This window comes from Brucella sp. BE17, from assembly GCF_039545455.1.
Lineage (GTDB): Bacteria > Pseudomonadota > Alphaproteobacteria > Rhizobiales > Rhizobiaceae > Brucella.
This window is the reverse complement of sequence record NZ_CP154468.1, coordinates 955481-976731: the sequence shown is the minus strand read 5'-3', so window position 1 is coordinate 976731 and position 21251 is coordinate 955481. Positions and strand designations below refer to the sequence as shown.

The window sequence follows — 21251 nt, the reverse complement described above, 5'->3', positions numbered from 1 at the left end:
TATCTTGCAAGGCTCGCTCCGCTGTGTATCCTCACATGCAGCATTAGGTCGTTCATGAAAAGAGTATAGATTTCCATGGCTGATATACGCATTTTTGATAGCAAACACGAACTCGGACAAGCGGCTGCCAAACGGGGGGCAGACGCAATCCGCGAAGCGATCCGTGCCGATGGGAAGGCTTCGATCATAGTGGCGACCGGCGCCAGCCAGTTTGAAATGCTGGATCATCTGGTAAAGGAGGAAGGCATTGACTGGTCACGCGTCACCGCCTTTCATCTCGATGAATATGTCGGCATTCAAAAGCAGCACCCCGCCAGCTTCCGCCGCTATCTGCAGGAGCGTTTTGTCGAGCGACTTGACGGGAAAGTAAAGTTGCATGAAATCAACGCCGAAGGCGATGCGGATCGTGAAGCCCGGCGGATCAGCGCCCTGATCATGGATGAAAACATTGCCGTCTGCTTTGCCGGCATTGGCGAAAACTGCCATCTGGCGTTCAATGACCCGCCGGCGGACTTCGATACGCGCGAGCCTTATATCGTTGTCACTCTGGATGAAGCTTGCCGCAAACAGCAGATGGGTGAAGGCTGGTTTCCTACCCTTGCCGATGTGCCACAGCAGGCAGTTTCCATGAGCATTCAGCAGATCATGAAAAGTGCTTTGATCGTTGTTTCCATTTCCGATGAACGGAAGGCGCAGGCGGTAAAACAAGCGCTGCAGGGCGAAATCGATGTGAATTATCCCGCTTCGATTTTGCAGCGCCATCCGAATGTGGCGTATTTCATCGATAATCCAGCCGCATCGTTGCTACCATGATCACGCCGGGCCTGATCGATCTTCAGATCAACGGTTTTGCTGGCATTGATTTCAATTCCGGCGATCTGACAGCCGATCAACTCGATCACGCTCTTCAAGCATTGCTGGCAACGGGGGTCACATCCTGTTTGCCCACCATCATCACTGCTTCACCGCAGAAACTGGAGCAGCGTTTTCTGGCGCTGGATAAAAGCGTACAGGAGAGCCGTCTCGGACGACTGATGTGCCCCGGTTATCATCTGGAGGGGCCCTTCCTTAATCCGGACAGCGGTTATTCGGGGTGTCATCCGGCAGATGCCATGACTGCTGCAAACCTTGACCTGTTTGAACATCTGCAAAGCCTTATCCAGAGGCCTATATTGCTGACAACCCTGGCTCCAGAGGTGAAAGGCGGTATCGATTTCATTCGTCATATACGGGCGCGTAATGTTCTGGTGGCGATCGGACATTCCGCCTGTGATTTTGACATGGCCGTCAAGGCAGCCGAGGCTGGAGCGACACTTTCAACGCATCTAGGCAACGGATTGCCGCAAATATTGCCGAAGTTCAACAATACAATTTTTGCACAATTGGCCGAGGAACGGCTTGCGGCATCCTTTATAGCCGATGGCATTCACATACCCTCACAAGTCCTGAAGGTTCTGTTGCGCGCCAAGGGAAAGCACAACACGATCCTTGTCACGGATGCTGTGTCCGCCGCAATGGCACCGGCTGGAAGCTATCGCTTCGCCGATATGCATATTGAGCGACGTGATGATTCAACAGTGTTAAATCCCAATGGCGAGGGTTTGGCGGGGTCCTCATTGCGTATGGACGATGCGATCCGCAATCTGGTGCATTGGGGGCTCGCAACTTTCGAGGAAGCTGTTGCCATGGCTTCGAGCCGTGTTGCCACTCTTCTGGCGCCTGTACTGTCGCCGCGCGGCATTACTTTGCCACCAAGCCAAATTACCTGGTCGGATTCCATGACTGTCACCGGCAGCTCGATCAATAACGAAGAATATTACGCCACCTGAAATCTAAACAGGCAATGGAGCCAGAAAACAAAAGGCCCAATAATCAATAGGGGAATGACATGAAAGATCATAAGTTCAGACTATCACGCCGTTCACTTCTGGCAGGTTTGGGGGTTGCGGGACTAGGCGGCCCGTTGCTGGCCAATATCGCCAGCACACGGGCGGCAGCGCCCCAATTGCCATCGACGCCGGTACTGATTACGGTGATGGACGTAGGCGGGGCATTGGCACTCTCGCAACCAGCCTTCGAGGAATATGCAAAAAAATTCCCCGAAAAGGCCTCGCAAATTGTCTTTTCCAAGGCACCTGTCACCGAGTTGGCTGGGAAGCTCAAGGCACAGCAATCAGCAAATCGTGTTGATATAGACTTGGTTCTCACTGGCAGCGATGGCCTTGCTTCCGGACTTGCCAATGAAACCTGGCAGAAAATATTGCCTGACCATAATGACAGCTTTCCCGATCTCGAAGACAACTATGAACCCGCCGCATTGGCATTGCATAAGGTTCAAGGAGCCGGCTATGGCATCGTGGTCAATTATTACCCTTCTGGACCACTGATTGAGTATATGGAAGAGCGGGTGGCCAAAGTACCGACAACCGCAGAAGAATTGCTGGAGTGGGCCAAGCAAAATCCTGCACGTTTCATGTATGCCCGGCCAACAAACTCCGGTCCAGCAAGAACATTTATGATGGGATTACCATATCTGCTTGGCGACAAGGACCCGCACGACCCGGAAAACGGCTGGGAAAAGACCTGGGCCTATCTTGCCGAAATCGGCAAGTATATCGATTATTATCCGGCCGGAACTGGTGCCACGATGAAAGAGTTTGGCGAAGGCAGCCGTGACATTATTATCACCACGACGGGCTGGGATATCAATCCACGCGCTTTGGGTATTGTACCCAAGGAAGCTAAAATCGGTACATTGAAAGGTTTCCATTGGGTATCCGACGCATTCTTCATGTGCATTCCCAAAGGTGTTCCTGACGAAAAAATGGCTGTTGTTCTGGACCTGATGACTTTCTTGCTGACGCCTGAAGCACAGGCCTATTCCTATGATGAAGGTTACCTATATCCGGGCCCTGCGGTTAAGAATGTTCCGCTATCGATGGCCCCGCAGCATAGTCAGGATGTCATCAACGAGTTCGGGCGACCTGAATATGCCGATCTGATCGCAAATAACCCCATTGAATTGCCGCTTCCACCGGAAAAAATGGTTGTCGCATTTCGCAAATGGGACGAACTGGTTGGCGCTCAGAAGTCCTGATCGCGAAATAAGAATGCAAACTGTTTATAATTGCGCAAGCCGGATCGTTGGTTTGCGCAATTATAAAAACCAACCTTAACATCACCGGGGGGCATTACTTTTAACGTACCCGCAATGACACATATCGAAGCAAACTCGCCCGCACACCAGGATTATCGTCACTTACGAAAAGCGCATCACCCTTTTTAGCAAATGTACGTTTTCCATAACGACATAAAGGGGCAACCATCTCGTGGTTAGCTTGCCATTGGCGCATTCGGCGCGAATGATGATATTGTGGGCCTTTATATGATAACGAACGACGCTTCCTGCGACCCAAGTCTCCAGTACCTCCATCTCGAAACTGAGAAGCGTTCGATTTCGTGTCCTCACCAAAGTTAGTCCATAACAGAGTACGAACGCAGATTTCATCCCCTGCATCGAGTCGACGTGCGTTGAGCCTTCGTTAATTTGATCACTACTTCTACAGTCAGGCTACCGGCACAGGCCGTTTTATCTCCACGCCGCCTCGGAAGTGCGCTAACGACGTACCAGGAACAAAATCCAATCAGATACTCCAAGCTAGATGTGGAGTGCTCCCCATTTCACCGGAGGGTTGTCTTGTTTGATTTAGCCTTGATGAAATGGTGGGGAGAAACAATCTTGGGCGTGGAATGTGGATCAATTTAATTGTGATTTGCGATTCATCCATGGATGAGCCGGAGCGTAGTTTCGGCGTCCGACAGAGCTGATATCCGTATATAGTCCCGTTTCAACGTTTTGAGGTACGCTTCGGGCATACCGTCGACTGTGGATTGGCCGTAGCCGCCATCAAGACGCTGGCCATCTGGCGAATGTCGAGTGCGTGGCTACCATCGCAATACTGGCTGCAGTCCAAGCTTGTGATTGCCAGACAAGCACAAGCCCGCACGTTCCGGAAACGGAACGGCTCTGGTTGAAAATCCGCAGCATGGTTCCGACCTATTGCGACAATCGTCCAAAGAACCATGATATCACGCGAATTCGCGATATTCTGGAGGCAGAGGATGCCAGGAAAGAGTAATATCGCTTAGTGCGTGTATGGTTCTTTCGTTGTTTTCTTTAACTCAACCTGACAATCCCATCCTTTTGCAGCTCACATGCAAAAGCTGCGAAGGTCAGGGCGTCGCCTCTGGCGTGATTGTTTTTCTGGCCTGTTATTCGTGTTGAGACATTCCCCCCACACTCAATGCATGGTGCCGAAGCGCTCTTCACTGAGGGCTGCGGCCATCAGCGCCTTGGTATAGTCCTGCTGCGGATCATCAAAAATCTGTGCCGTGTCGCCCTGTTCGACGATCTGGCCATTTCGCATTACGATTACGTAATCCGATACAGCGCGGACGACAGCCATATCGTGACTGATGAACAGATAGGACAGGCCGTGATCCTTCTGCAGACCGCGTAGCAGCGTGATGACCTGCTTTTGCACAGAACGGTCGAGCGCACTTGTTGGTTCGTCGAGCACGATCACGCGTGGTTTTAGAATCATCGTGCGAGCAATGGCGATTCGTTGGCGCTGGCCGCCAGAAAATTCGTGCGGATAGCGGTTGCGCATGGCAGGATCCAGACCGACTTCTTTCAGCGCCTGCTGCGCGCGGCTGTCGCGTTCTCTGGTCGAGAGTTGCGGCTCGTGAATAAGCAGTCCTTCAGTAATGATACGCCCAACCGTCATGCGCGGACTGAGCGAACCGAACGGGTCCTGAAATACCAGTTGCAGTGCGCGTCGCTTCGAACGCATTGCCAGAGCTTCCCGCGGCAATTCCTGGCCAAGATAGGCGATCCGTCCTTCTGATGGTAGAAGCCGTAGGATCGCGCGGCCAAGTGTCGACTTTCCAGAACCCGATTCGCCGACGATCCCGATAGTCTGCCCCTCTTTGAGCGAAAGCGAAATATCGTCGACGGCCCTCATATAGTTCGCAGTACCAAGCCAGGGTTTGGAAATTAGGAAATCGACCTTCACGTTGTCTGCTTCCAGCAGCACTGGTGCCTGATCCGAAGGAGCAGGCTTTTCACCTTCGGGTTCAGCGTTGAGCAGCATTTTCGTATAGGCATGCTCAGGCGCATCGAAGAGCGTTTTCGTGTCGTTGGTCTCAACCACGCTGCCCGAACGCATCACATAGACGCGGTCGGCAAAACGGCGCACGATACCGAGATCGTGGGTGATGAAGATTACCGCCATACCGAGCCGCGTTTGCAGGTCGGCCAGAAGGTCGAGTATCTGCGCCTGAATGGTGACGTCGAGTGCTGTGGTGGGTTCGTCGGCAATCAGTATGTCCGGCTCGTTGGCAAGCGCCATGGCGATCATGACACGCTGGCGCTGACCACCAGAAAGCTCGTAAGGATAGCTGTCAATACGCCGCTCCGGTTCTGGAATGCCAACCAGTTGCAAAAGTTCCAGAATACGCGGTCGCGCCTGTTTGCGGCTGAGGCCACGATGATAGCGCAACGGTTCTGCCAGTTGATCGCCGATACGGTAGAGCGGATCAAGTGAGGTCATCGGCTCTTGAAAGATCATGGTGATCTTCGCGCCACGGATTTTGTTCAGCGCCTTGTCGGACATGCCGATCAGGTCCTGATTGCGATAAAGCGCCTGTCCACTGGCATGGCCATTGCGGGCAAGCAAGCCCATCATAGCCATGGTCGCCTGGCTTTTACCGGAGCCGGACTCGCCGACTATCGCGATGGTTTCACCAGCCCCGACATCGAGGTCGATCCCGCACACAGCCTCCACCGATCCGTCATGCGTCTCGAAAGTCACGCGCAGATCGCGGACGCTCAGTATATTTTCCTTTGTCATCTTAGCGGTCCTTCGGGTCGAGACTATCGCGCAGGCCGTCGCCCAGAAAATTCAGCGCAAACAGGATGATGGTTAGTGTCGCAGCGGGCCAGATCAGGAGCCAGCTTGCACCGCGCATGTTCTGGGCGCCTTCCGAAATGAGAAGCCCGAGCGAAGTGAGCGGATCCTGAACGCCGAGACCCAGAAATGACAATAGACTTTCAAGCAGAATGGCTTTTGGCACCAACAACGTGACGAAGACAATGACTGGGCCAAGCGCATTCGGGATGATATGGCGGATGATGACGCCGCGACGTGTGGCTCCCAGCGCTTCTGCGGCCTGCACGAATTCCTGCCGCTTCAGGCTCAGCGTTTGTCCACGCACGATGCGTGCCATGTCCAGCCATTCGGTAGCACCTATGGCGATGAAGATAATGAAGATCGAGCGCCCGAAGAATACGAGCATCAGTATCACGAAGAAGATGAAGGGCAGAGAGTAGAGAATGTCGACAAAACGCATCATGATATTGTCGGTTCGCCCACCCAGATAGCCTGATATGGCGCCGTATGAAACACCCAGAGCCAGTGCCATGGTTGAGGCAAGCAGGCCGATGGCAAGGGACATGCGCACGCCGATGAAGATGCGCGTCAGGAGATCGCGCCCGAGATTGTCCGTGCCGAGCAGGAAATAATTACGGTTGACATTGAGCGTGAGCTTGCCCGAGAGCCCGTCGGCGGCAAGTTCGATCCGCGGATTGCGGAAGAGATCGGAGCGCTGGAAATAGCGCAGGACGCGCTCATCCGTTGGCCGTTGTACCGTGAAATCAACCACTATTTCATTTTGGTCGAGTTCCGGCTCTCCACCAGCTTTCAGGCGCGCGCGCGCCAGTTCCCGTTCAAGACCTGGCAGGATCGTATCGGCGCGAGGGTAGGCTTCGAGACTGGGCGCAACGCGCACGAATTGCGGATAGATTTTGTCATAAGGGTGAGGGCTGATTATGGGGCCGAAGATGCCTGCGAAACCAAGGATGACAAGAATGACTGCGCTGGTGACAGCGGCCTTGTTGCGGCGCAGGCGTAGCCACGCGTCCTGCCAGAGTGAGCGACTTTCAATTGAAGCGAGAGCTTCAGTTTCTGTCGTGGCAATGAGATTAGTCATAGCGAACCCTCGGATCGAGCCATGCGTAAAGAAGATCGACGATCAGGTTGAAGACCACGACAAAAATGGAAATCACCACGACTGTGCCCATGACGAGCGTGTAGTCGCGGCTCAATGCGCCTTGGACGAAGTAGCGACCAATGCCGGGAATGCCGAAAATTGTTTCAACGACAACCGAGCCGGTGAGCAGGGCGGCGGCGGTTGGACCGAGATAGGACACCGCCGGAAGCATTGCTGCGCGTAGCGCATGGACGCCGACAACGACGCGAGATGGCAGCCCATAGGCGCGCGCTGTGCGCACATGATTGGCGCGCAATGCCTCAATGGTCGCTCCACGCACTAGCCGTGCGATGACACCCACCTGCGGCAGTGCCAGGGTGAGGACTGGCAATATCCAGTAGCTGATGTTTGCCGATGACCAGCCGCCGGCAGGAACCCAGCCGAGAATGACGCCAAACAGCAGGCTCAGTAGAGGGGCGACGACAAAGTTGGGCGTCGTGATGCCGAAAGTCGCGATTGCGACTACGAAATAGTCTGTGGCCGAATTCTGCTTCAGTGCTGCAACTGTTCCCAGAAACGTGCCGATGATCGCAGCCAGGCTGAGGCCAAGCGTGCCGAGCACAATCGAGACGGGCAGACCGGCGGCAAAAAGGTCGTTAACGGTGAAATCACGTCGCGTGAAACTAGGGCCCAGATTGCCCTGAAGAAGATTGCCTAGATAAATGAGATACTGCCGCCAGAGCGGCAAATCCATGTTGTAGGATTTCTTGAGATTTTCAAGGATGAGTGGGTCGATGGGACGTTCGAGATCGAAGGGACCACCTGGGGCAAGTCTTATCAGGAAAAATGTCAGTGTTATGATGATAAGGATCGTGGGTATGGCACTACCCAGTCGTCGGAGCGTATAGCCCAGCATTCTGTGTTCCCTTCGTGCCGAAAAGTTTTCAATCTATTTGGTGGTTCCCGTTATTGTTGTTTTTTAAGAACCTATTTTATGTAACTGTAATTATGCGTTTTCGTCATGGATAGATGAGCGGATTTTTGCAGAAAAATGCACAGCCTTTCCCTGCATTGAAGAGAGGCTGCGCCTATTGGCGCAGCCTCTGCCTGAAATCATTGCTCGAGTGAAAGCCAGCGTGTCTTGTGACTGTCCAAGAGGTTGTCATTCCATCCGCTCAACTTATTGGAAACGAGACTTCGCGAGGAATAGTAAAGAATTGGGATATTACCCAAATCTTCAAGTTTCATTTTTTCAGCCTCGGCCAATACTTTCGCGCGCTCGCCTAAATCCAGTATCTTCTCGGCTTCTGCCATTTTGACATCGAATTCCGAATTTTTAACCTTGGAATAATTGAAGCTGACATCGCTGAGGTTGACGTAAAGGAAATTTTGCGGATCGTTGTAATCACCGATCCAACCTGCACGGGCAATGTCGAAGGGGCCGTCTTCACGCAGGAAGTTGAAATAGGTGGCGCCTTCGGTTTCGTTCAAGGAAGCCTTGACACCTATATTGCTCAACTGGTTGGCAATGGCTGCCATGGTGTTCTTGTTGTTCTCGGATGTGTTGTAGAGCAACTCGATCGAGAGCGTGTTCGGCTCGACACCGGCTTCCTTCAGCAGTTCCTTGGCTTCGTCTTCGCGCTCCAGCATGTCATCGGAATAATCGAGTTTCGGTACGTCTTGCACGTAATTGGCAATGCCGGGCGGTACCAGCGAGTAGCCGGGCAGCATCGTGCCCTGCCAGACCTGATCGGCGATGAATTCGCGGTCGATGGCAAGAGAAATGGCCTTCCTTACACGCGGATCTTTAAGCTTGCTGTCTGGCGACTTGCCCTTCACCGGCAGATAATAAACACCGAGATAGGGTGCCAGATGAAATTCATTGGAAAGGTTTTTCTTGACATAATCCATCTGTTCAGCGGGAACGTCCGAGCAAATCTGCACTTCCTTGGCTTCGAAGCGGCGCATGCAGCTTGCCCGATCTTCAAAGGGAATCCAGTTGACGGTGTCGATCTTGACCTGATCGGCTTCATAATAATGCGGGTTTTTCTTCATCACGATTTTGTCGTTCGGGGTGAAGCTTTCGAGCATATAGGCGCCGTTGGTCACCATCTTGCCAGGCGTGGTGAACTTGTCGCCATTCACCTCGACACTCTTCTGATGCAACGGGAAGCTTGTTTGATGCGTCAGCAATTCGAGGAAATAAGGGGCTGGCGAATTTAGCGTTATCTTGAGCGTATGATCATCGGCCGCTTCGACGCCCAGCTGTTCGACTGCAACCTTGCCGCTAGCAACATCTTCCGCATTTTTAATCACGAACAGCATGCTGGCATACCCGGCAGCGGTTTTCGGGTCCATCAGACGACGCAATGCAAACTGGAAATCGCCTGCTGTAACCGGATCGCCATTCGACCATTGGGCGTTATCACGTAAATGGAATGTATAAGTCGTGCCGTCTTCAGAAATATCCCAGGCTTTGGCAACACCCGGTATGGCTTTTCCGTCCGCGTCCTGAATAGTGAGGCCATCATAAAGATCACGCAGCACGTTGGCCTCCGAGATCGTCGAAGTGCGCTGATGATCGAGCGTGGCCGGATCTGTATCGTTGCCACGGTTCAGTACGACCTCGGCCGACGCAATACCTGCGAAAGCCAGAAGACAGACGCCGGACAACAAAATCTTGCGGTACATTGAAAACCCCTCTTTTGTAATTTTTGAAATGCGGCGACTATTATGCATAAGGATGAGCGTTGCAAGGCATCTGCTCATCACATTGTTTTTATTGTAATATTTTAGCAAAAAAGTGCGGGATAAATATCCGAATCCCGGTACGCATGATGTGGTTATTCTCCTCGCGCATCGATTTTGATCGTGACGGCGTCATGATGCCAACATTCATATTGCAATCCGTGATTCGTCCAGTCTGGTCTGGTCACGACCGGCTCGAGAGTTTCGACAAAGCCGGACACGTCATGACCGGTAATCGACAGAATTGGTACATAATCGTGATAGTTACTGCGCCCAACCTGATAACCCAAGGGATTGATCGACGTGGCATGAACGCTTGCCAGGGCTTGTTCCCTCTGTGGAACGGGCTTCGGGACTTTGGAGGGCCCGAATGATTATGGACTTGCTTCAGTCAGTGTTACGAATTTCAGATTTGCCACACTCGTTGTTGATCATGATCTGACCGTGGACGGTGATCAGTACAAATTCTTCATCAACTGTGTTGCAAAACTGGCCGCAGCAACAGGCAGAATACGGTCGCGTAACTGGCAAAGGCTGAGATCTGAGCTTGGAATATCACGCTCGTCTATCGGGCGGGCAGTTATATCTGCACCATATTCTTCTTTGGGTGCGCCAATTGCGATCTGGAACGAAATCATGTTGCTGTACAGAACTAGCCCGCGCAGCATTTCGAAAGAATTGGTTTCAGCCATGATGTTGAGATGAAAATCCCGCCGAGCGCTAATTTCATCGATGAGCTGCCGTCCACTGAGCGTCTGATCGGGGAGGGCAAGCGGGAGACCGACAAAATCGGAAAGTCTGAGTGACTGTTTGGCCGCCAGCGGATGATCTTTGCGCAAAATAGCCGTCAGTCTTTGCGGGGCCGTTTTTACGATGCGGATGGCCGGCCTTATAGTGGCACGATAGACAAGCGCCAGATCCACATCATAATCAATCAACGAGTTGATCGCGGCATTGTGGTCCATGACCTTGAGATTAAAGACAAGACGTGGATTATCCTGCCTGAACTGGCCGATCTGTGATGGCAGGAAATCCAGTGCGAGTGCCTGACTGCAGGCAATATTGACAGGTCCTCTGCGAAGCCCTCTCAAATCCTCGAATTGCGAGTTCATGCGGTCTGCATCGGCAATCTGACTGCGGGCATAACGCACAAAGAGTTCACCGGCAGCCGTCAGTTTGACGCCTCTGGGTCGGCGCTCGAAGATGGGCATGCCTATTTCCTGCTCGAGATCCTGAATCTTCCGATTCATCGCCGAGGCGGTGATGTTCATATTGTCGGCTGCCTGCCTGATCGAGCCGGCGCGCGCAATCTCGGAAACCTGATGAAGCAATTTAAGGTGACGCATGGTGATCTCCGAGTGATGCCTTTTTGACATCGGTGTAGGTCGATAATAGCGCTAGAGGGATTCACTGAACAGTGTAATGATCGCGATCAAACACGAATGACAGAGCCTCGCGCAAGAGGCCTTTTCACATAAAAAGGGGAACTGAGTGAATGGCTAGCCTCCATATGAAAAGACGTGCCTGCATGGCAGCTCTCGCTGCAATGACCATGCTTGCACCACTGACCGCAGTGGTGAGTGCGCGGGCAGAAACCAGTATAAAACTTGTGTTGAACTGGAAATATCAAGGACCGCAGGGTCTGCTGTTTCTTGCCGAGGACAAGGGGTACTTCAAAGAGGAGGGGCTGAATGTCACCATGGATCAGGGCAATGGTTCCGGTGCTGCGGTGCCGCTTGTCGCAAATGGCACCTACGATATGGGTTTTGGTGATATCAACGCCCTGATCGAGCTTGCCGCGAAGAATCCCGAGGAAGCACCGATCGGCATTTTCATGCTTTATAACCAGCCGCCCTTCACTGTGGCGGTTAAAACGGACAGCCCGATAAAGACGCCGGCTGATTTTCCAGGACACACACTGGGCGGTGCGGCAAATGATGGTGCGCTTAAGCTTTTTCCGGCCCTTTGCACGATTTCGAAGACTGATTGCTCGAATGTGGAAGTCACCAACATGCAGCCTAACCTTCGCGAACAGATGCTGATGCAGGGACAGGTCGATGGTGTTTTTGGCTATGTGAATACAATCCGCTTTAGTGCGAAACTCATTGGCATCGATACGAATGAGGAGATCCGTTACATCAATTATGGTGACTACGGCATGGACCTCTATTCGAATGCCATTATCGTTTCCAAGTCCTTTGCAGCCAAAAACCCGGAGGCGGTCAAAGGCTTTCTTCGGGCCTTGAACAGGGGCGTCAAGGCGGCGATTGCCGACCCTGATGCTGCGGTAGAAGCTGTGCGGGTTCGCGAACCCTTGATCAATGTCGACGTGGAGCGGGAGCGCTTTGACGCAACGCTGGCCGAGGAGATGAACCATCCCGAACTGGCAACTGTCGGACTTGGCAACGTTGATGACGCCCGTTTGGCGGAGTCTATCGACATTCTTGTCGAAGCAAACAATCTGCCGCGGACGCCAAAGATCAATGAAATCTTCGATCGCAGCTACCTGCCGCCACAAGGTGAGTTGGTGAAGTCCGTCACCAAATGATGCTGTAGCCAGACTGAACTTACAAAACCACCGAAACGGAAATGAAATGGACCTTAATCTAAAGGACAAAGTCGCGCTTATCACCGGACCTGCCAAGGGAATGGGCGAAGCCGTTACGCGCGCTTTTGCCGCCGAAGGCTGCAAGCTTGCTCTGGTTGGACGCGATACATCGGCAATAGAGCCTTTGGCATCGGAACTGAAGGGAAATGGTCTTTCTGTTGTCGTGTTGGGCTGCGATCTGACCGATGCAGCGCAGTGTGATGCCGCCGCGAAAGCGACGTTGTCGGCATTCGGTCGCATTGATATCCTTGTCAATATCGCGGGTGGTTCAGGGCCCATGGGCAAAACCGGGGCCGAAACCACGCCCGGGGAGTTCGATGACATCGTCACCCTCAACATGAATGGCTGCTTCCATACAATCCGTGCCGTTCTACCGACAATGATTGCCCAGAAGTACGGCAAGGTGGTTAATGTCGGCGGTACGTTCGGCATGCATGGGAAGGCAGGAAGGCTTGCCTATTCTGCGTCCAAGTGGGGACTTCGCGGTATTACCAAAAGTTTTGCTCTGGAGGTTGGTCAGCACAATATCAATGTCAATTGTGTTGCACCCGGAATGGTCGATGGTCCGCGTTTTCGCGACAAGGTCTGCAAGACAATGGCGTCCAGGCTCGGCATCAGCGAAGCGGACGCTGCCGAACGCCATGCAGCAGATTATGCTTTGAAGCGCATCACCCTTGGTGAGGATGTCGCCAATGCCTGCCTTTTCATGGCGAGTGATGCTTCACGACAGATTACGGGTGTCGACCTGCCCGTCGATGGCGGCTGGGCTGCGTTGTGAGGATGAATGACATGATTAACTCCAACATCTTCGCTGATCTCGTCATCAATGGCGGAACCATTGTTTCTCCCGATGCGGAATATCAGGCCAGCATTGCGGTAAAGGACGGCAAGATCATCGCCATAGGAGAGCCGCAGGCGATGCCGCGCTTCCGGGAAAGCCTGGATGCAACAGGTCTGCATATCCTGCCCGGAGCCATCGACGTGCATGTGCATTTTCGCGATCCGGGCTATCCGCAGAAAGAGGATTTTGCCAGCGGAACCGCTGCTGCCGCGTTTGGTGGCGTCACGACGGTTTTTGACATGCCGAACACGATACCGACCGTTTCGGATGCTGCAAGCCTTGCAGACAAGCATGCGATTGCTAATGCGAAGTCCCATGTCGATTACGGGCTTTATGCCGTACTCGGCGAAGATAGTATCGAAAATGTTCCCGCGTTGATCGAAGGCGGTATCATCGGCTTTAAACTCTACATGGGCAATACGTTCGGTCGTATTCCGTCACCCTCGACAGGTGCCATGCTTGAAGCCTTCGAGGTCGTTGCGCCGACCGGCAAGCGGATTTCTCTTCATGCCGAAACCAACACGATCATGGAGCGCCGCGAGGCCCGTCTGCGTGAAGCCGGGCGTATTGATCCGCTGGCTCATCTTGCCGCTCGTCCGGCTGTGGTCGCGACCGAAGCCGTTGCCCGCGCAGCCATATTGGCCGAATGGACCGGCGCGCGTATTCATGTGTTGCATATATCCTCAGCAGCCGAACTGCGCCCTCTGGCTGAAGCCAAAGCACGCGGTGTGGATATTACGGGAGAGACTTGTCCGCAATATCTGCTTTTATCGGACGACGATTACGAGACCTTGCGCGGGGTAATCCGTGTCAATCCACCCGTGCGCGAAAAGGAAAACCAGGACCCCATTTGGCAGGCGCTGGTTGAGGGGACGATTGATATGATTGCGACCGACCATGCACCGCATTCTCGCGATGAAAAAACACGCGAGGATATCTGGACGGTTGATTGTGGTTTTCCCGGTGTCGAAACGCAGATGCCACTCATGATAACCGAAGCAGATCGTCGCGGTGCTAGTCTTTCCGATTATGTGCGCTGGAGTGCGGAAAATCCTGCCCGTTGTTGGGGATTATTTCCGCGAAAAGGCGCTCTCATGGTCGGCTCGGATGCGGATATTGCGATTGTAGATACGAACCGGTCATGGACGATTGAGGACCGCGCGATGCAGTCGCGCGCCAAGATCACGCCATGGAATGGCATGAAAGCCAAGGCTCTTCCGATCCATACTCTTGTACGCGGAAAATTTGTGATGAAAAACCGCAAACTGCAGGGAGACGCACGCGGTTGGGGCCGTTCCGTTCACGCAATACAGGAAATGCCTGCGCCGGAGCCACGCCATACGGATCAGACGATGGCAGCCGTGACCTCGGTGTCAGGGAGCGTTAAAGCATGACAACTCTGCTGGAAAAGGTTCCGCAACGCTCTCGAACGATTATCGATATCGAACGCGTGAATGTCACGTTCGGAGAGGGAGATCACAGAACCGTTGCCCTCGCCGAAACCTCGCTTCAGATCGACAAGGGTGAGTTCGTCGCCCTCGTCGGGCCGTCCGGCTGTGGAAAGTCGACCATACTCAAGCTGATTGCAGGCACGCTGGTGCCTTCTGATGGGCATATTTTCATCGATGGCAGGGAAATCGGCGCCAATGATGTGCGCATTGGCATGGCTTTCCAGAACCCGACATTGCTGCCATGGCTCAATATACGTGACAATGTTATGATGCCTTTGAAGATCGTCCCGCCTTTTAAGCGAACTTTTTCCAAGGATAAAAAAGGCGCTTATCGCGATCGGGCGGAAGCCCTTCTCAAACAGGTCGGTTTACAGGGTTTCGGCAACAAGTTTCCCTGGCAGCTCTCGGGCGGTATGCAACAAAGAGCTTCTCTGTGTCGTGCGCTCATTCATGAACCGACTTTGCTTTTGCTTGATGAACCGTTCGGCGCTCTTGACCAGTTCACGCGCGAGGAACTCTGGGAAATCATGCAGAATCTCTGGATGGAGCAAAGTCCAACTGTTCTTCTGGTGACCCACGATCTGAAGGAGGCGGCCTATTTGTCCTCACGAATTTGCGTCATGCAGGCCCGTCCGGGCCGGATCATCGAGGACAGCCCGGTCGACTTCCCCCGTCCCAGAACCATTGAAATTGCATATGAACCTGAATTCGTGTCGCTGACCCAGCGCCTTCGCGAACGGATTGTTCATGCCCGCAGCGTGAAGGAAACAAGCGTATGAAACCCGATACCAGACGCCGTGTTTTATCTATTGCTTGCATTCTTGGCTTTTTCATTGCCTGGGAATTGATTTGTCTTCTTTTCAATGTGTCATCACTGGTACTGCCGCGGCCCTCGCAGGCTTTTTACACATTGTGGGTCAAGTTCCCGGGTATTTGGCCTCACGCCTTGCAGACGCTTTATACAACCCTTGTCGGGTTTGGCCTTGGAATTTTCATCGGCGTTATGCTCGGCATGTTGATCGGCTCATCGAGGCTGGCCTATGACGTAGCCTATCCGATCCTCGTCGGCTTTTCGTCAATACCCAAGGTGGCAATCGTTCCGATCCTGGTTCTGTGGTTTGGTGCAGGAACGGTACCTGCCATATTGACGGCGATGGTGATGTGCGTTTTTCCGATTGTCGTGAATGTTGCCACCGGTCTTGCGTCCACTGAGCCCGAACTTCAGGACGTCATGCGTTCGCTCAAGGCATCAAAACTGGAGATTCTCTGGAATATTGGCTTGCCACGGACGATGCCCTATTTCTTCGCATCGTTGAAGGTGGCGGCGACGCTGGCCTTTGTCGGAACGGTCATCTCCGAAACGGTTGCTTCCAATCGCGGTATAGGCAATCTAATGATGATCGCAAGCTCAACCTTCGATGTGCCGCTTGTATTCGCTGGCCTCTTCATTCTCGCGTTTCTGGGGGTCACGCTTTATGCGCTCTTCTCGATGGTTGAGGCCCGTGTCACTGGCTGGGCGGTTCGCAGTGACCGTTTTGCCGCAGGCGGCTGATTCAACGACAATATCGTCGGCTTTCAATATGGAACCCATACATGACCAAACTCAAGATCACCGCTGGTCCCTACACATTCGATGCTCGCCTGGAAACGGAATCTGCTCCGCAAACCTGCGCCGCCTTCGTTAAATTATTGCCTTATGAAAGCAAGGTCGTCCATGTTCGCTGGAGCGGCGAAGGGGTTTGGATTCCACTCGGCGATCAGGATTTCGGCGTCGGTTATGAAAACCATACCAGTCATCCTGCGCCCGGCCACATGATCCTTTATCCGGGCGGGGTCAGCGAAACGGAAATTCTTCTTGCTTATGGCGGCGTTGATTTTTCCTCCAAGGTTGGACAGCTTGCGGGTAATCACTTCATCACAGTGGTATCAGGGCTGGAAAAGCTGCCATTGCTGGGTAAGAAAACCCTATGGGAAGGGGCACAGCCAATTCGCATCGAACTGGCCTGAGCATGGCCAGTCATACGCTTGTCGCACGGCCTGATACGGTGCATTGGGGCTTTCTCGATGCAGGGCTGAAACCTGTTCTCGAAATTGAAAATGGCGATACGGTCATCGTGCACACGCTCAGTGGAGCGTGCGAGGAAGTTCCTGCCGACAGCTCCCAAATCCGCCCCGAACTTCTGGCAATCCATGAAAAGCTGGTGCCTTTTCCGGGACCGCATATTCTGCTGGGTCCCATTTATGTTCGCGGTGCCAGACCCGGCGATATGCTCAAAGTCGATATTCTGGATATCGATCTTCGTGACAGTTGGGGGTTCAATACGATGCGTCCCGGCAAGGGAGCGCTGCCGAAAGAGTTCAATATACATAGCGTCCAGCATTTTGAAATTGACCGCATTGCGAAAACAATCAAATCCCCGTGGGGTTCTAAGATTGCTGCAAGGCCTTTCTTCGGCATTATCGCAGTAGCCCCCAAAATAGCCGACGGAAAAATTTCATCTATTCTCCCAGGATATTATGGCGGCAATCTTGATATCAAGGACTTGGTGACGGGATCGAGCCTTTATCTTCCCGTCAATATCGAGGGAGGGCTGGTTTCCGTGGGCGATGGTCATGCCAGTCAGGGTGACGGCGAGGTCTGTCTGACGGCGGTTGAGACCGCTTTGGTTGGGCACTTACGCTTTTCTATCATCCGTAAGGCGGCTGACACTTTTCCCTATGGCGAAACCGCGTCGCATCTGATTGCCATCGGTCTGGATGAAGACCTCGATGAAGCAATTCGCCAAGCCTTGCAGCGAGCCATTGGCATGATCTGTTTGAGAACCGAACTGACACCTGCGCAAGCCTACACCTTGTGCAGTATCGCTGCCGACGTACGGATCAGTCAGCTTGTCAATATTCGCAAAGGTGTCCATGTGATGATCCCCAAAGAAGCCCTGCCGGTCTCAAACGGCAAGGGCAGATATTAAATGAGGTTGTTATGAGTGTCAGGGAAATCAAGTCTGTAGCCGTATTCTGCGGCTCCAATTTTGGTGGTGCCAAGGAATACGGGGAGGGCGCTAAAGCTCTCGGTGAGGCTTTGGGCAATGCGAACATCACGCTGGTTTATGGTGGAACAACGAAAGGTCTGATGGGTATCGTTGCCGATGCAGCACTCATGGCAGGTGGCACGGTTCACGGCGTCATCACCGAGCGCTTGCATCTCAAGGGACATACGCATGCAAGTCTCACAGGACTGGAAGTGTCTCAGACGCTTCGTCAGCGCAAACACCGTATGGCCGAGCTCGCCGATGCCTTCATTGCACTGCCCGGCGGTATCGGCACCCTGGAAGAATTCATGGAAGTCTGGACGATGAACCAGCTTGGGGAAGTCGACAAGCCCGTCGGCCTTCTCAATACACTCGGGTTTTTCGATCCATTTTTGTCCTTTATCGATCACATGGTGACGTCAAAGTTCCTGCCACAAGCCCACCGGCATTCTGTCGTGGTGGATGCGGATGCAAAAGACCTCATCGGCAAGCTACGCAATTATGAGCGTGTCGATGTACCCAAATGGCTGTGATCTGCCCCGGCTATCTGGAAAATTTCTACCGGTTGAGCACTATGATCGGGGCGGCTTATAAACGGATCAGGCCTGCTTTTCTTGAAGATAGAGTTTCCAGTCTGCGAGATCGGTAATATCAGTTCCACTGATTGCACCGGTGGCCTCGCAGATGAAGCCGCAAACCGTTTCGCCAGAGGCGAGCTCGACTTTCCCCAATCCCAGTGGCGCGGGAATGCCTTGCAGAAAGTCACCAAGCCTTGTCACTGGTAAAGCCCAGACTTCAACAGCAATACCCGCGTGCTGCCGCTCTTGCGTGCGGATCATGCCGGGGCGAGGAAGACCTTCGCCCGCCAATGCGTAGAAGCGGTAGTAAGGGGCAGAGCTGGTTGCCTCCAGCAGATATCCACCACGCGACGTGATCTGCTCATTGAGGGGCAGACCGGAGAGATGCGCGCCGCATACGGCAAGCTTGGTGTAACCGGCGGGGATGTCTGCTACGGTTTTGCGCTTTGGCAAGGACCAGGTTGTGGCTCCAAGTTTTCGTCCGTGTGCAGCTTCGAGCCCCGTAGACAGGCTGGCCAACAGAGCATCCTGCCCCGATGGCGCCAGAAGTGTCACACTCCCCGGCCGTCCGTCTTTGCGCTGTGCCGTCGGTACAGCAAGGGCGCACATATCCATCAGATTGACGAAATTTGTGTAGGTGCCGAGATTGGAATTGGGCACGATCGGATCGGCTCCAAGATCGGACAATTTATAGAATGTCGGGATGGTTGGCACGCAGATCATGTCGAGTGCGCTCAGGACGGGTTCGGCTTTGCGTTTGAGTTCCTGCAAGCGATAGAAGCCACGAAAGGCATCGGTAGCGGAAAGGCTGGTCGCCTTTTCGATAATTTTGCGCGTTACCGGCAAAACCGCATCGGGGGCTGTCTTCAGCAAATTCTCTATTACACTGTGGCGTTCCGCAACCCACGCGCCTTCATAAAGCATATCGGCTATTTGATAGAGCGGCGCAAAGTCGATCGGCACGATCTCATGGCCTTCTTCATGCAGTATATCGATGTTTTCCATGAAAGACGCAGCCTGCATATCATCCCCAAAAAAGCGGATGCTCTGCGCATCGGGGATCCCGATCTTAAGCTTCTGTGCCGGGGTGAATAGCGGTCCGGTTTCAATGGCCTTGCTGTAGCTATCGAGATGATCCTCGATCGCGCCAATGCGATAGACATCGTAGGCATCCTCAACGCTCATCGCGAAGATGGAAATCGTTTCGATCGAACGGCAGGCAGGAACCGAACCGCGCGCAGACCATGCACCCAGAGACGGCTTGAGACCGACAATATTATTGAGCGCCGCAGGAACGCGACCCGAGCCCGCCGTATCTGTACCAAGCGCGAAGCTAACGATGCCATGCGCGACGGCGACTGCGGAGCCACTGGATGAGCCGCCGGGTACGATTTCAGGATCAATCGCATTTTTAGGCACACCATAAGGGCTACGTACCCCGACCAGCCCTGTTGCAAACTGGTCAAGGTTAGTCTTGCCGATAACCAGAGCGCCTGCTTCACGCAAAAGCGAGACAACAAATGCATCGCTTTGCGGCTGGTATTCCCATGCGGGACAGGCCGCTGTTGTCGGCAGACCGGCAACATCGATATTATCCTTGACCGCAAAGGGTATGCCCCAGAGTGGGCGGCTTGCATCGCGCGGTCCGAGGGCTGCCGCCTCTTGCAAAACATCTTCCTCATCGCGCAGGGAAATGAATATTGCCGGATCGCCAATCTCGGCAATTCGGGAATAAATCTGGCGGATAACATCCTGCGGCGTTGATCCGCTGTCGTAAGCGCTTGAAATTCCGCTGAAGGTCAAAGGAATGGTCGTGGTGGTATGTTTCATAGGCCAGCCTCACAATCTTTCTGCCGGTTCTGGATTGTTTTGAGTGAAACATCTATTGCTAAGAATTCACAAAATCGGTGAATTTTTTGCACTGCTCAGAGGCGCTATGAAACATCTTCAGGATTTTCGCTACATCGAAGCCATCATGCGGGCGGGCTCAATCCGCAAGGCGGCTGATGACATGAACATCACCGCATCGGCCTTGAACCGGCGCATCCAGCGCTTTGAGCAGGAATTCGGCGCGGCTATTTTCGAGCGCTTGCCGCGTGGTGTCAGGCTTAACCCGGCGGGCGAGCTTCTTGTACATCATTTTCGCGCCCAGATTTCAGCGTTGCGGCGTGTGCAGGGGCAGGTGGCCGATCTTGTCGGTGAACGCCGCGGTCATGTGACGATTGCCTGTTCACAGGCGCTCAGCCCCTATTTTCTGCCAAAACAGATCTCAGCCTACAGGCACGCACATCCTGGAGTGAGTTTCAGCGTCAATATTCGCGACCGTGCCGCTGTAGAGCAGGGGCTTGCGACTTTCGAAAACGATCTTGCGCTGGTTCTCGAGCCTGCAAATATGACTGATGTTGAAACGCTTGTGTCTGTTCAGCAGATCGTTCATGTCATCATGCGTGCAGATCATCCGCTTGCACGCGAAAAAGAAGTGCGCCTGCGGCAATGCTTCGATTTTCCGCATGTTTTGCCCATGGCATCTTATGCCGTACGCTATCTTCTCGAACAGGCGCTCGCGGGCGGTACGCGAAAACTGCATCCTATTCTGGAATCCGACAGTTTTGATCTGATGCGTCATTATGTTGAATATGAGAATTGTGTGAGTTTTCAGGTGCCGGTGGGGCTGCGTCTGCCACGTGAAAGCGGGCTTGTTTCAAAGCCGATCTCCCAGCGCGATATGCGGGCGGGTGTGCTGCTGCTTGGCCAGTTGCGTGGGCGAACCCTGCCTGTGGCTTCGGCAAAATTTGCCGAAGTGCTCAGCCGCTCGCTTCTGGATGCTTTTCCAGCAAACTGATGTCTGTACCGAGCGATGCATTAAATGCACCGCTATTTGGAAATCTTAGCAGAAGTCAGCAACGCAGCGCTGCCATATAGTCCTTTTCGATCCCGAAAGCATGT

General features: G+C 53.4%; 18 protein-coding genes and 1 pseudogene. 12 read left to right on the top strand and 7 right to left on the bottom strand.

Translation table 11 applies throughout. The annotated features are described in order from the left end of the window. Nucleotides 1–75: 75 nt before the first annotated feature. The 3 genes from AAIB41_RS15805 to AAIB41_RS15795 are packed head-to-tail and all read left to right on the top strand — an operon-like array spanning nucleotide 76 to nucleotide 3097. Complete coding sequence (locus tag AAIB41_RS15805; RefSeq protein WP_343314980.1) at nucleotides 76–813, top strand: glucosamine-6-phosphate deaminase; 738 nt, start codon at nucleotides 76–78, stop codon at nucleotides 811–813. Then, nucleotides 810–1829, top strand: a complete 1020-nt coding sequence (locus tag AAIB41_RS15800) for an N-acetylglucosamine-6-phosphate deacetylase (RefSeq protein WP_343314979.1) — start codon at nucleotides 810–812, stop codon at nucleotides 1827–1829. Before AAIB41_RS15805 ends, AAIB41_RS15800 begins: the two co-directional genes overlap by 4 nt. 59 nt (nucleotides 1830–1888) lie before the next feature. Continuing rightward, nucleotides 1889–3097, top strand: coding sequence for an extracellular solute-binding protein (locus tag AAIB41_RS15795; protein WP_343314978.1), 1209 nt, complete (start codon nucleotides 1889–1891; stop codon nucleotides 3095–3097). 584 nt (nucleotides 3098–3681) lie between these two features. On the opposite strand, the pseudogene AAIB41_RS15790 reads toward AAIB41_RS15795, so the two are convergent. The 6 genes and pseudogenes from AAIB41_RS15790 to AAIB41_RS15765 all read right to left on the bottom strand — a co-directional run. Continuing rightward, nucleotides 3682–3896: pseudogene (locus AAIB41_RS15790) on the bottom strand (IS3 family transposase); the annotation flags it as partial. Nucleotides 3897–4301: 405 nt separating this feature from the next. Beyond that, nucleotides 4302–5912, bottom strand: coding sequence for an ABC transporter ATP-binding protein (locus AAIB41_RS15785; RefSeq protein WP_343314977.1), 1611 nt, complete (start codon nucleotides 5910–5912; stop codon nucleotides 4302–4304). A 1-nt stretch (nucleotide 5913) separates the two neighbouring features. Continuing rightward, nucleotides 5914–7050, bottom strand: coding sequence for an ABC transporter permease subunit (locus AAIB41_RS15780; RefSeq protein WP_343314976.1), 1137 nt, complete (start codon nucleotides 7048–7050; stop codon nucleotides 5914–5916). Further along, nucleotides 7043–7966, bottom strand: a complete 924-nt coding sequence (locus AAIB41_RS15775; RefSeq protein ID WP_343314975.1) for an ABC transporter permease subunit — start codon at nucleotides 7964–7966, stop codon at nucleotides 7043–7045. Before AAIB41_RS15775 ends, AAIB41_RS15780 begins: the two co-directional genes overlap by 8 nt. A 197-nt stretch (nucleotides 7967–8163) precedes the next feature. After that, nucleotides 8164–9741: a peptide ABC transporter substrate-binding protein gene (locus AAIB41_RS15770; RefSeq protein WP_343314974.1), complete on the bottom strand. Its 1578-nt coding sequence runs from the start codon at nucleotides 9739–9741 to the stop codon at nucleotides 8164–8166. Nucleotides 9742–10253: 512 nt separating this feature from the next. Further along, nucleotides 10254–11144, bottom strand: a complete 891-nt coding sequence (locus AAIB41_RS15765) for a LysR family transcriptional regulator (protein ID WP_343314973.1) — start codon at nucleotides 11142–11144, stop codon at nucleotides 10254–10256. A 182-nt stretch (nucleotides 11145–11326) separates the two neighbouring features. Between AAIB41_RS15765 and AAIB41_RS15760 the strand changes: the two genes are divergently transcribed. From AAIB41_RS15760 to AAIB41_RS15725, 8 genes are read left to right on the top strand one after another with little or no spacing between them, the layout of a single operon-like run. Next, entirely contained in the window at nucleotides 11327–12346 is a 1020-nt protein-coding gene (locus tag AAIB41_RS15760) for an ABC transporter substrate-binding protein (protein ID WP_343314972.1), read from the top strand. A gap of 46 nt (nucleotides 12347–12392) precedes the next feature. Continuing rightward, nucleotides 12393–13184, top strand: a complete 792-nt coding sequence (locus AAIB41_RS15755; RefSeq protein WP_343314971.1) for an SDR family NAD(P)-dependent oxidoreductase — start codon at nucleotides 12393–12395, stop codon at nucleotides 13182–13184. A gap of 11 nt (nucleotides 13185–13195) precedes the next feature. Continuing rightward, complete coding sequence (gene allB / locus AAIB41_RS15750; protein ID WP_343314970.1) at nucleotides 13196–14641, top strand: allantoinase AllB; 1446 nt, start codon at nucleotides 13196–13198, stop codon at nucleotides 14639–14641. Beyond that, nucleotides 14638–15477, top strand: a complete 840-nt coding sequence (locus tag AAIB41_RS15745; protein WP_343314969.1) for an ABC transporter ATP-binding protein — start codon at nucleotides 14638–14640, stop codon at nucleotides 15475–15477. Before allB ends, AAIB41_RS15745 begins: the two co-directional genes overlap by 4 nt. Continuing rightward, nucleotides 15474–16250 (top strand): ABC transporter permease, encoded by a 777-nt coding sequence (locus tag AAIB41_RS15740; RefSeq protein ID WP_343314968.1) that lies wholly within the window; start codon nucleotides 15474–15476, stop codon nucleotides 16248–16250. Before AAIB41_RS15745 ends, AAIB41_RS15740 begins: the two co-directional genes overlap by 4 nt. Before the next feature lie 41 nt (nucleotides 16251–16291). Next, on the top strand, nucleotides 16292–16705 hold the full coding sequence (locus tag AAIB41_RS15735; RefSeq protein ID WP_343314967.1) for a DUF3830 family protein: 414 nt from the start codon (nucleotides 16292–16294) through the stop codon (nucleotides 16703–16705). Nucleotides 16706–16707: 2 nt separating this feature from the next. After that, the gene (locus AAIB41_RS15730) at nucleotides 16708–17667 is read left to right on the top strand and encodes an acetamidase/formamidase family protein (protein WP_343314966.1); all 960 of its coding nucleotides are present in this window, start codon (nucleotides 16708–16710) and stop codon (nucleotides 17665–17667) included. Between the two features lie 11 nt (nucleotides 17668–17678). Beyond that, complete coding sequence (locus AAIB41_RS15725; RefSeq protein WP_343314965.1) at nucleotides 17679–18260, top strand: TIGR00730 family Rossman fold protein; 582 nt, start codon at nucleotides 17679–17681, stop codon at nucleotides 18258–18260. Nucleotides 18261–18326: 66 nt separating this feature from the next. Here the strand turns inward: AAIB41_RS15725 and atzF are convergent, their stop codons facing one another. Continuing rightward, the gene (atzF, locus tag AAIB41_RS15720) at nucleotides 18327–20135 is read right to left on the bottom strand and encodes an allophanate hydrolase (protein WP_343314964.1); all 1809 of its coding nucleotides are present in this window, start codon (nucleotides 20133–20135) and stop codon (nucleotides 18327–18329) included. Between the two features lie 106 nt (nucleotides 20136–20241). Here atzF and AAIB41_RS15715 point away from each other — a divergent pair, with 106 nt between their 5' ends. Beyond that, the gene (locus AAIB41_RS15715) at nucleotides 20242–21147 is read left to right on the top strand and encodes a LysR family transcriptional regulator (RefSeq protein WP_343314963.1); all 906 of its coding nucleotides are present in this window, start codon (nucleotides 20242–20244) and stop codon (nucleotides 21145–21147) included. Nucleotides 21148–21251 lie beyond the last annotated feature (104 nt).

Bases quoted from the DNA above. Each gene is read 5' to 3' on its own strand.
- AAIB41_RS15755 (WP_343314971.1), top strand. From the start codon at position 12,393: ATGGACCTTAATCTAAAGGACAAAGTCGCGCTTATCACCGGACCTGCC.
- AAIB41_RS15780 (WP_343314976.1), bottom strand. From the start codon at position 7,050: ATGACTAATCTCATTGCCACGACAGAAACTGAAGCTCTCGCTTCAATT.
- AAIB41_RS15800 (WP_343314979.1), top strand. From the start codon at position 810: ATGATCACGCCGGGCCTGATCGATCTTCAGATCAACGGTTTTGCTGGC.
- AAIB41_RS15730 (WP_343314966.1), top strand. From the start codon at position 16,708: ATGGCCAGTCATACGCTTGTCGCACGGCCTGATACGGTGCATTGGGGC.
- allB (WP_343314970.1), top strand. From the start codon at position 13,196: ATGATTAACTCCAACATCTTCGCTGATCTCGTCATCAATGGCGGAACC.
- AAIB41_RS15795 (WP_343314978.1), top strand. From the start codon at position 1,889: ATGAAAGATCATAAGTTCAGACTATCACGCCGTTCACTTCTGGCAGGT.
- AAIB41_RS15770 (WP_343314974.1), bottom strand. From the start codon at position 9,741: ATGTACCGCAAGATTTTGTTGTCCGGCGTCTGTCTTCTGGCTTTCGCA.
- atzF (WP_343314964.1), bottom strand. From the start codon at position 20,135: ATGAAACATACCACCACGACCATTCCTTTGACCTTCAGCGGAATTTCA.
- AAIB41_RS15765 (WP_343314973.1), bottom strand. From the start codon at position 11,144: ATGCGTCACCTTAAATTGCTTCATCAGGTTTCCGAGATTGCGCGCGCC.
- AAIB41_RS15715 (WP_343314963.1), top strand. From the start codon at position 20,242: ATGAAACATCTTCAGGATTTTCGCTACATCGAAGCCATCATGCGGGCG.
- AAIB41_RS15735 (WP_343314967.1), top strand. From the start codon at position 16,292: ATGACCAAACTCAAGATCACCGCTGGTCCCTACACATTCGATGCTCGC.
- AAIB41_RS15760 (WP_343314972.1), top strand. From the start codon at position 11,327: ATGGCAGCTCTCGCTGCAATGACCATGCTTGCACCACTGACCGCAGTG.
- AAIB41_RS15745 (WP_343314969.1), top strand. From the start codon at position 14,638: ATGACAACTCTGCTGGAAAAGGTTCCGCAACGCTCTCGAACGATTATC.
- AAIB41_RS15805 (WP_343314980.1), top strand. From the start codon at position 76: ATGGCTGATATACGCATTTTTGATAGCAAACACGAACTCGGACAAGCG.
- AAIB41_RS15785 (WP_343314977.1), bottom strand. From the start codon at position 5,912: ATGACAAAGGAAAATATACTGAGCGTCCGCGATCTGCGCGTGACTTTC.
- AAIB41_RS15740 (WP_343314968.1), top strand. From the start codon at position 15,474: ATGAAACCCGATACCAGACGCCGTGTTTTATCTATTGCTTGCATTCTT.
- AAIB41_RS15725 (WP_343314965.1), top strand. From the start codon at position 17,679: ATGAGTGTCAGGGAAATCAAGTCTGTAGCCGTATTCTGCGGCTCCAAT.
- AAIB41_RS15775 (WP_343314975.1), bottom strand. From the start codon at position 7,966: ATGCTGGGCTATACGCTCCGACGACTGGGTAGTGCCATACCCACGATC.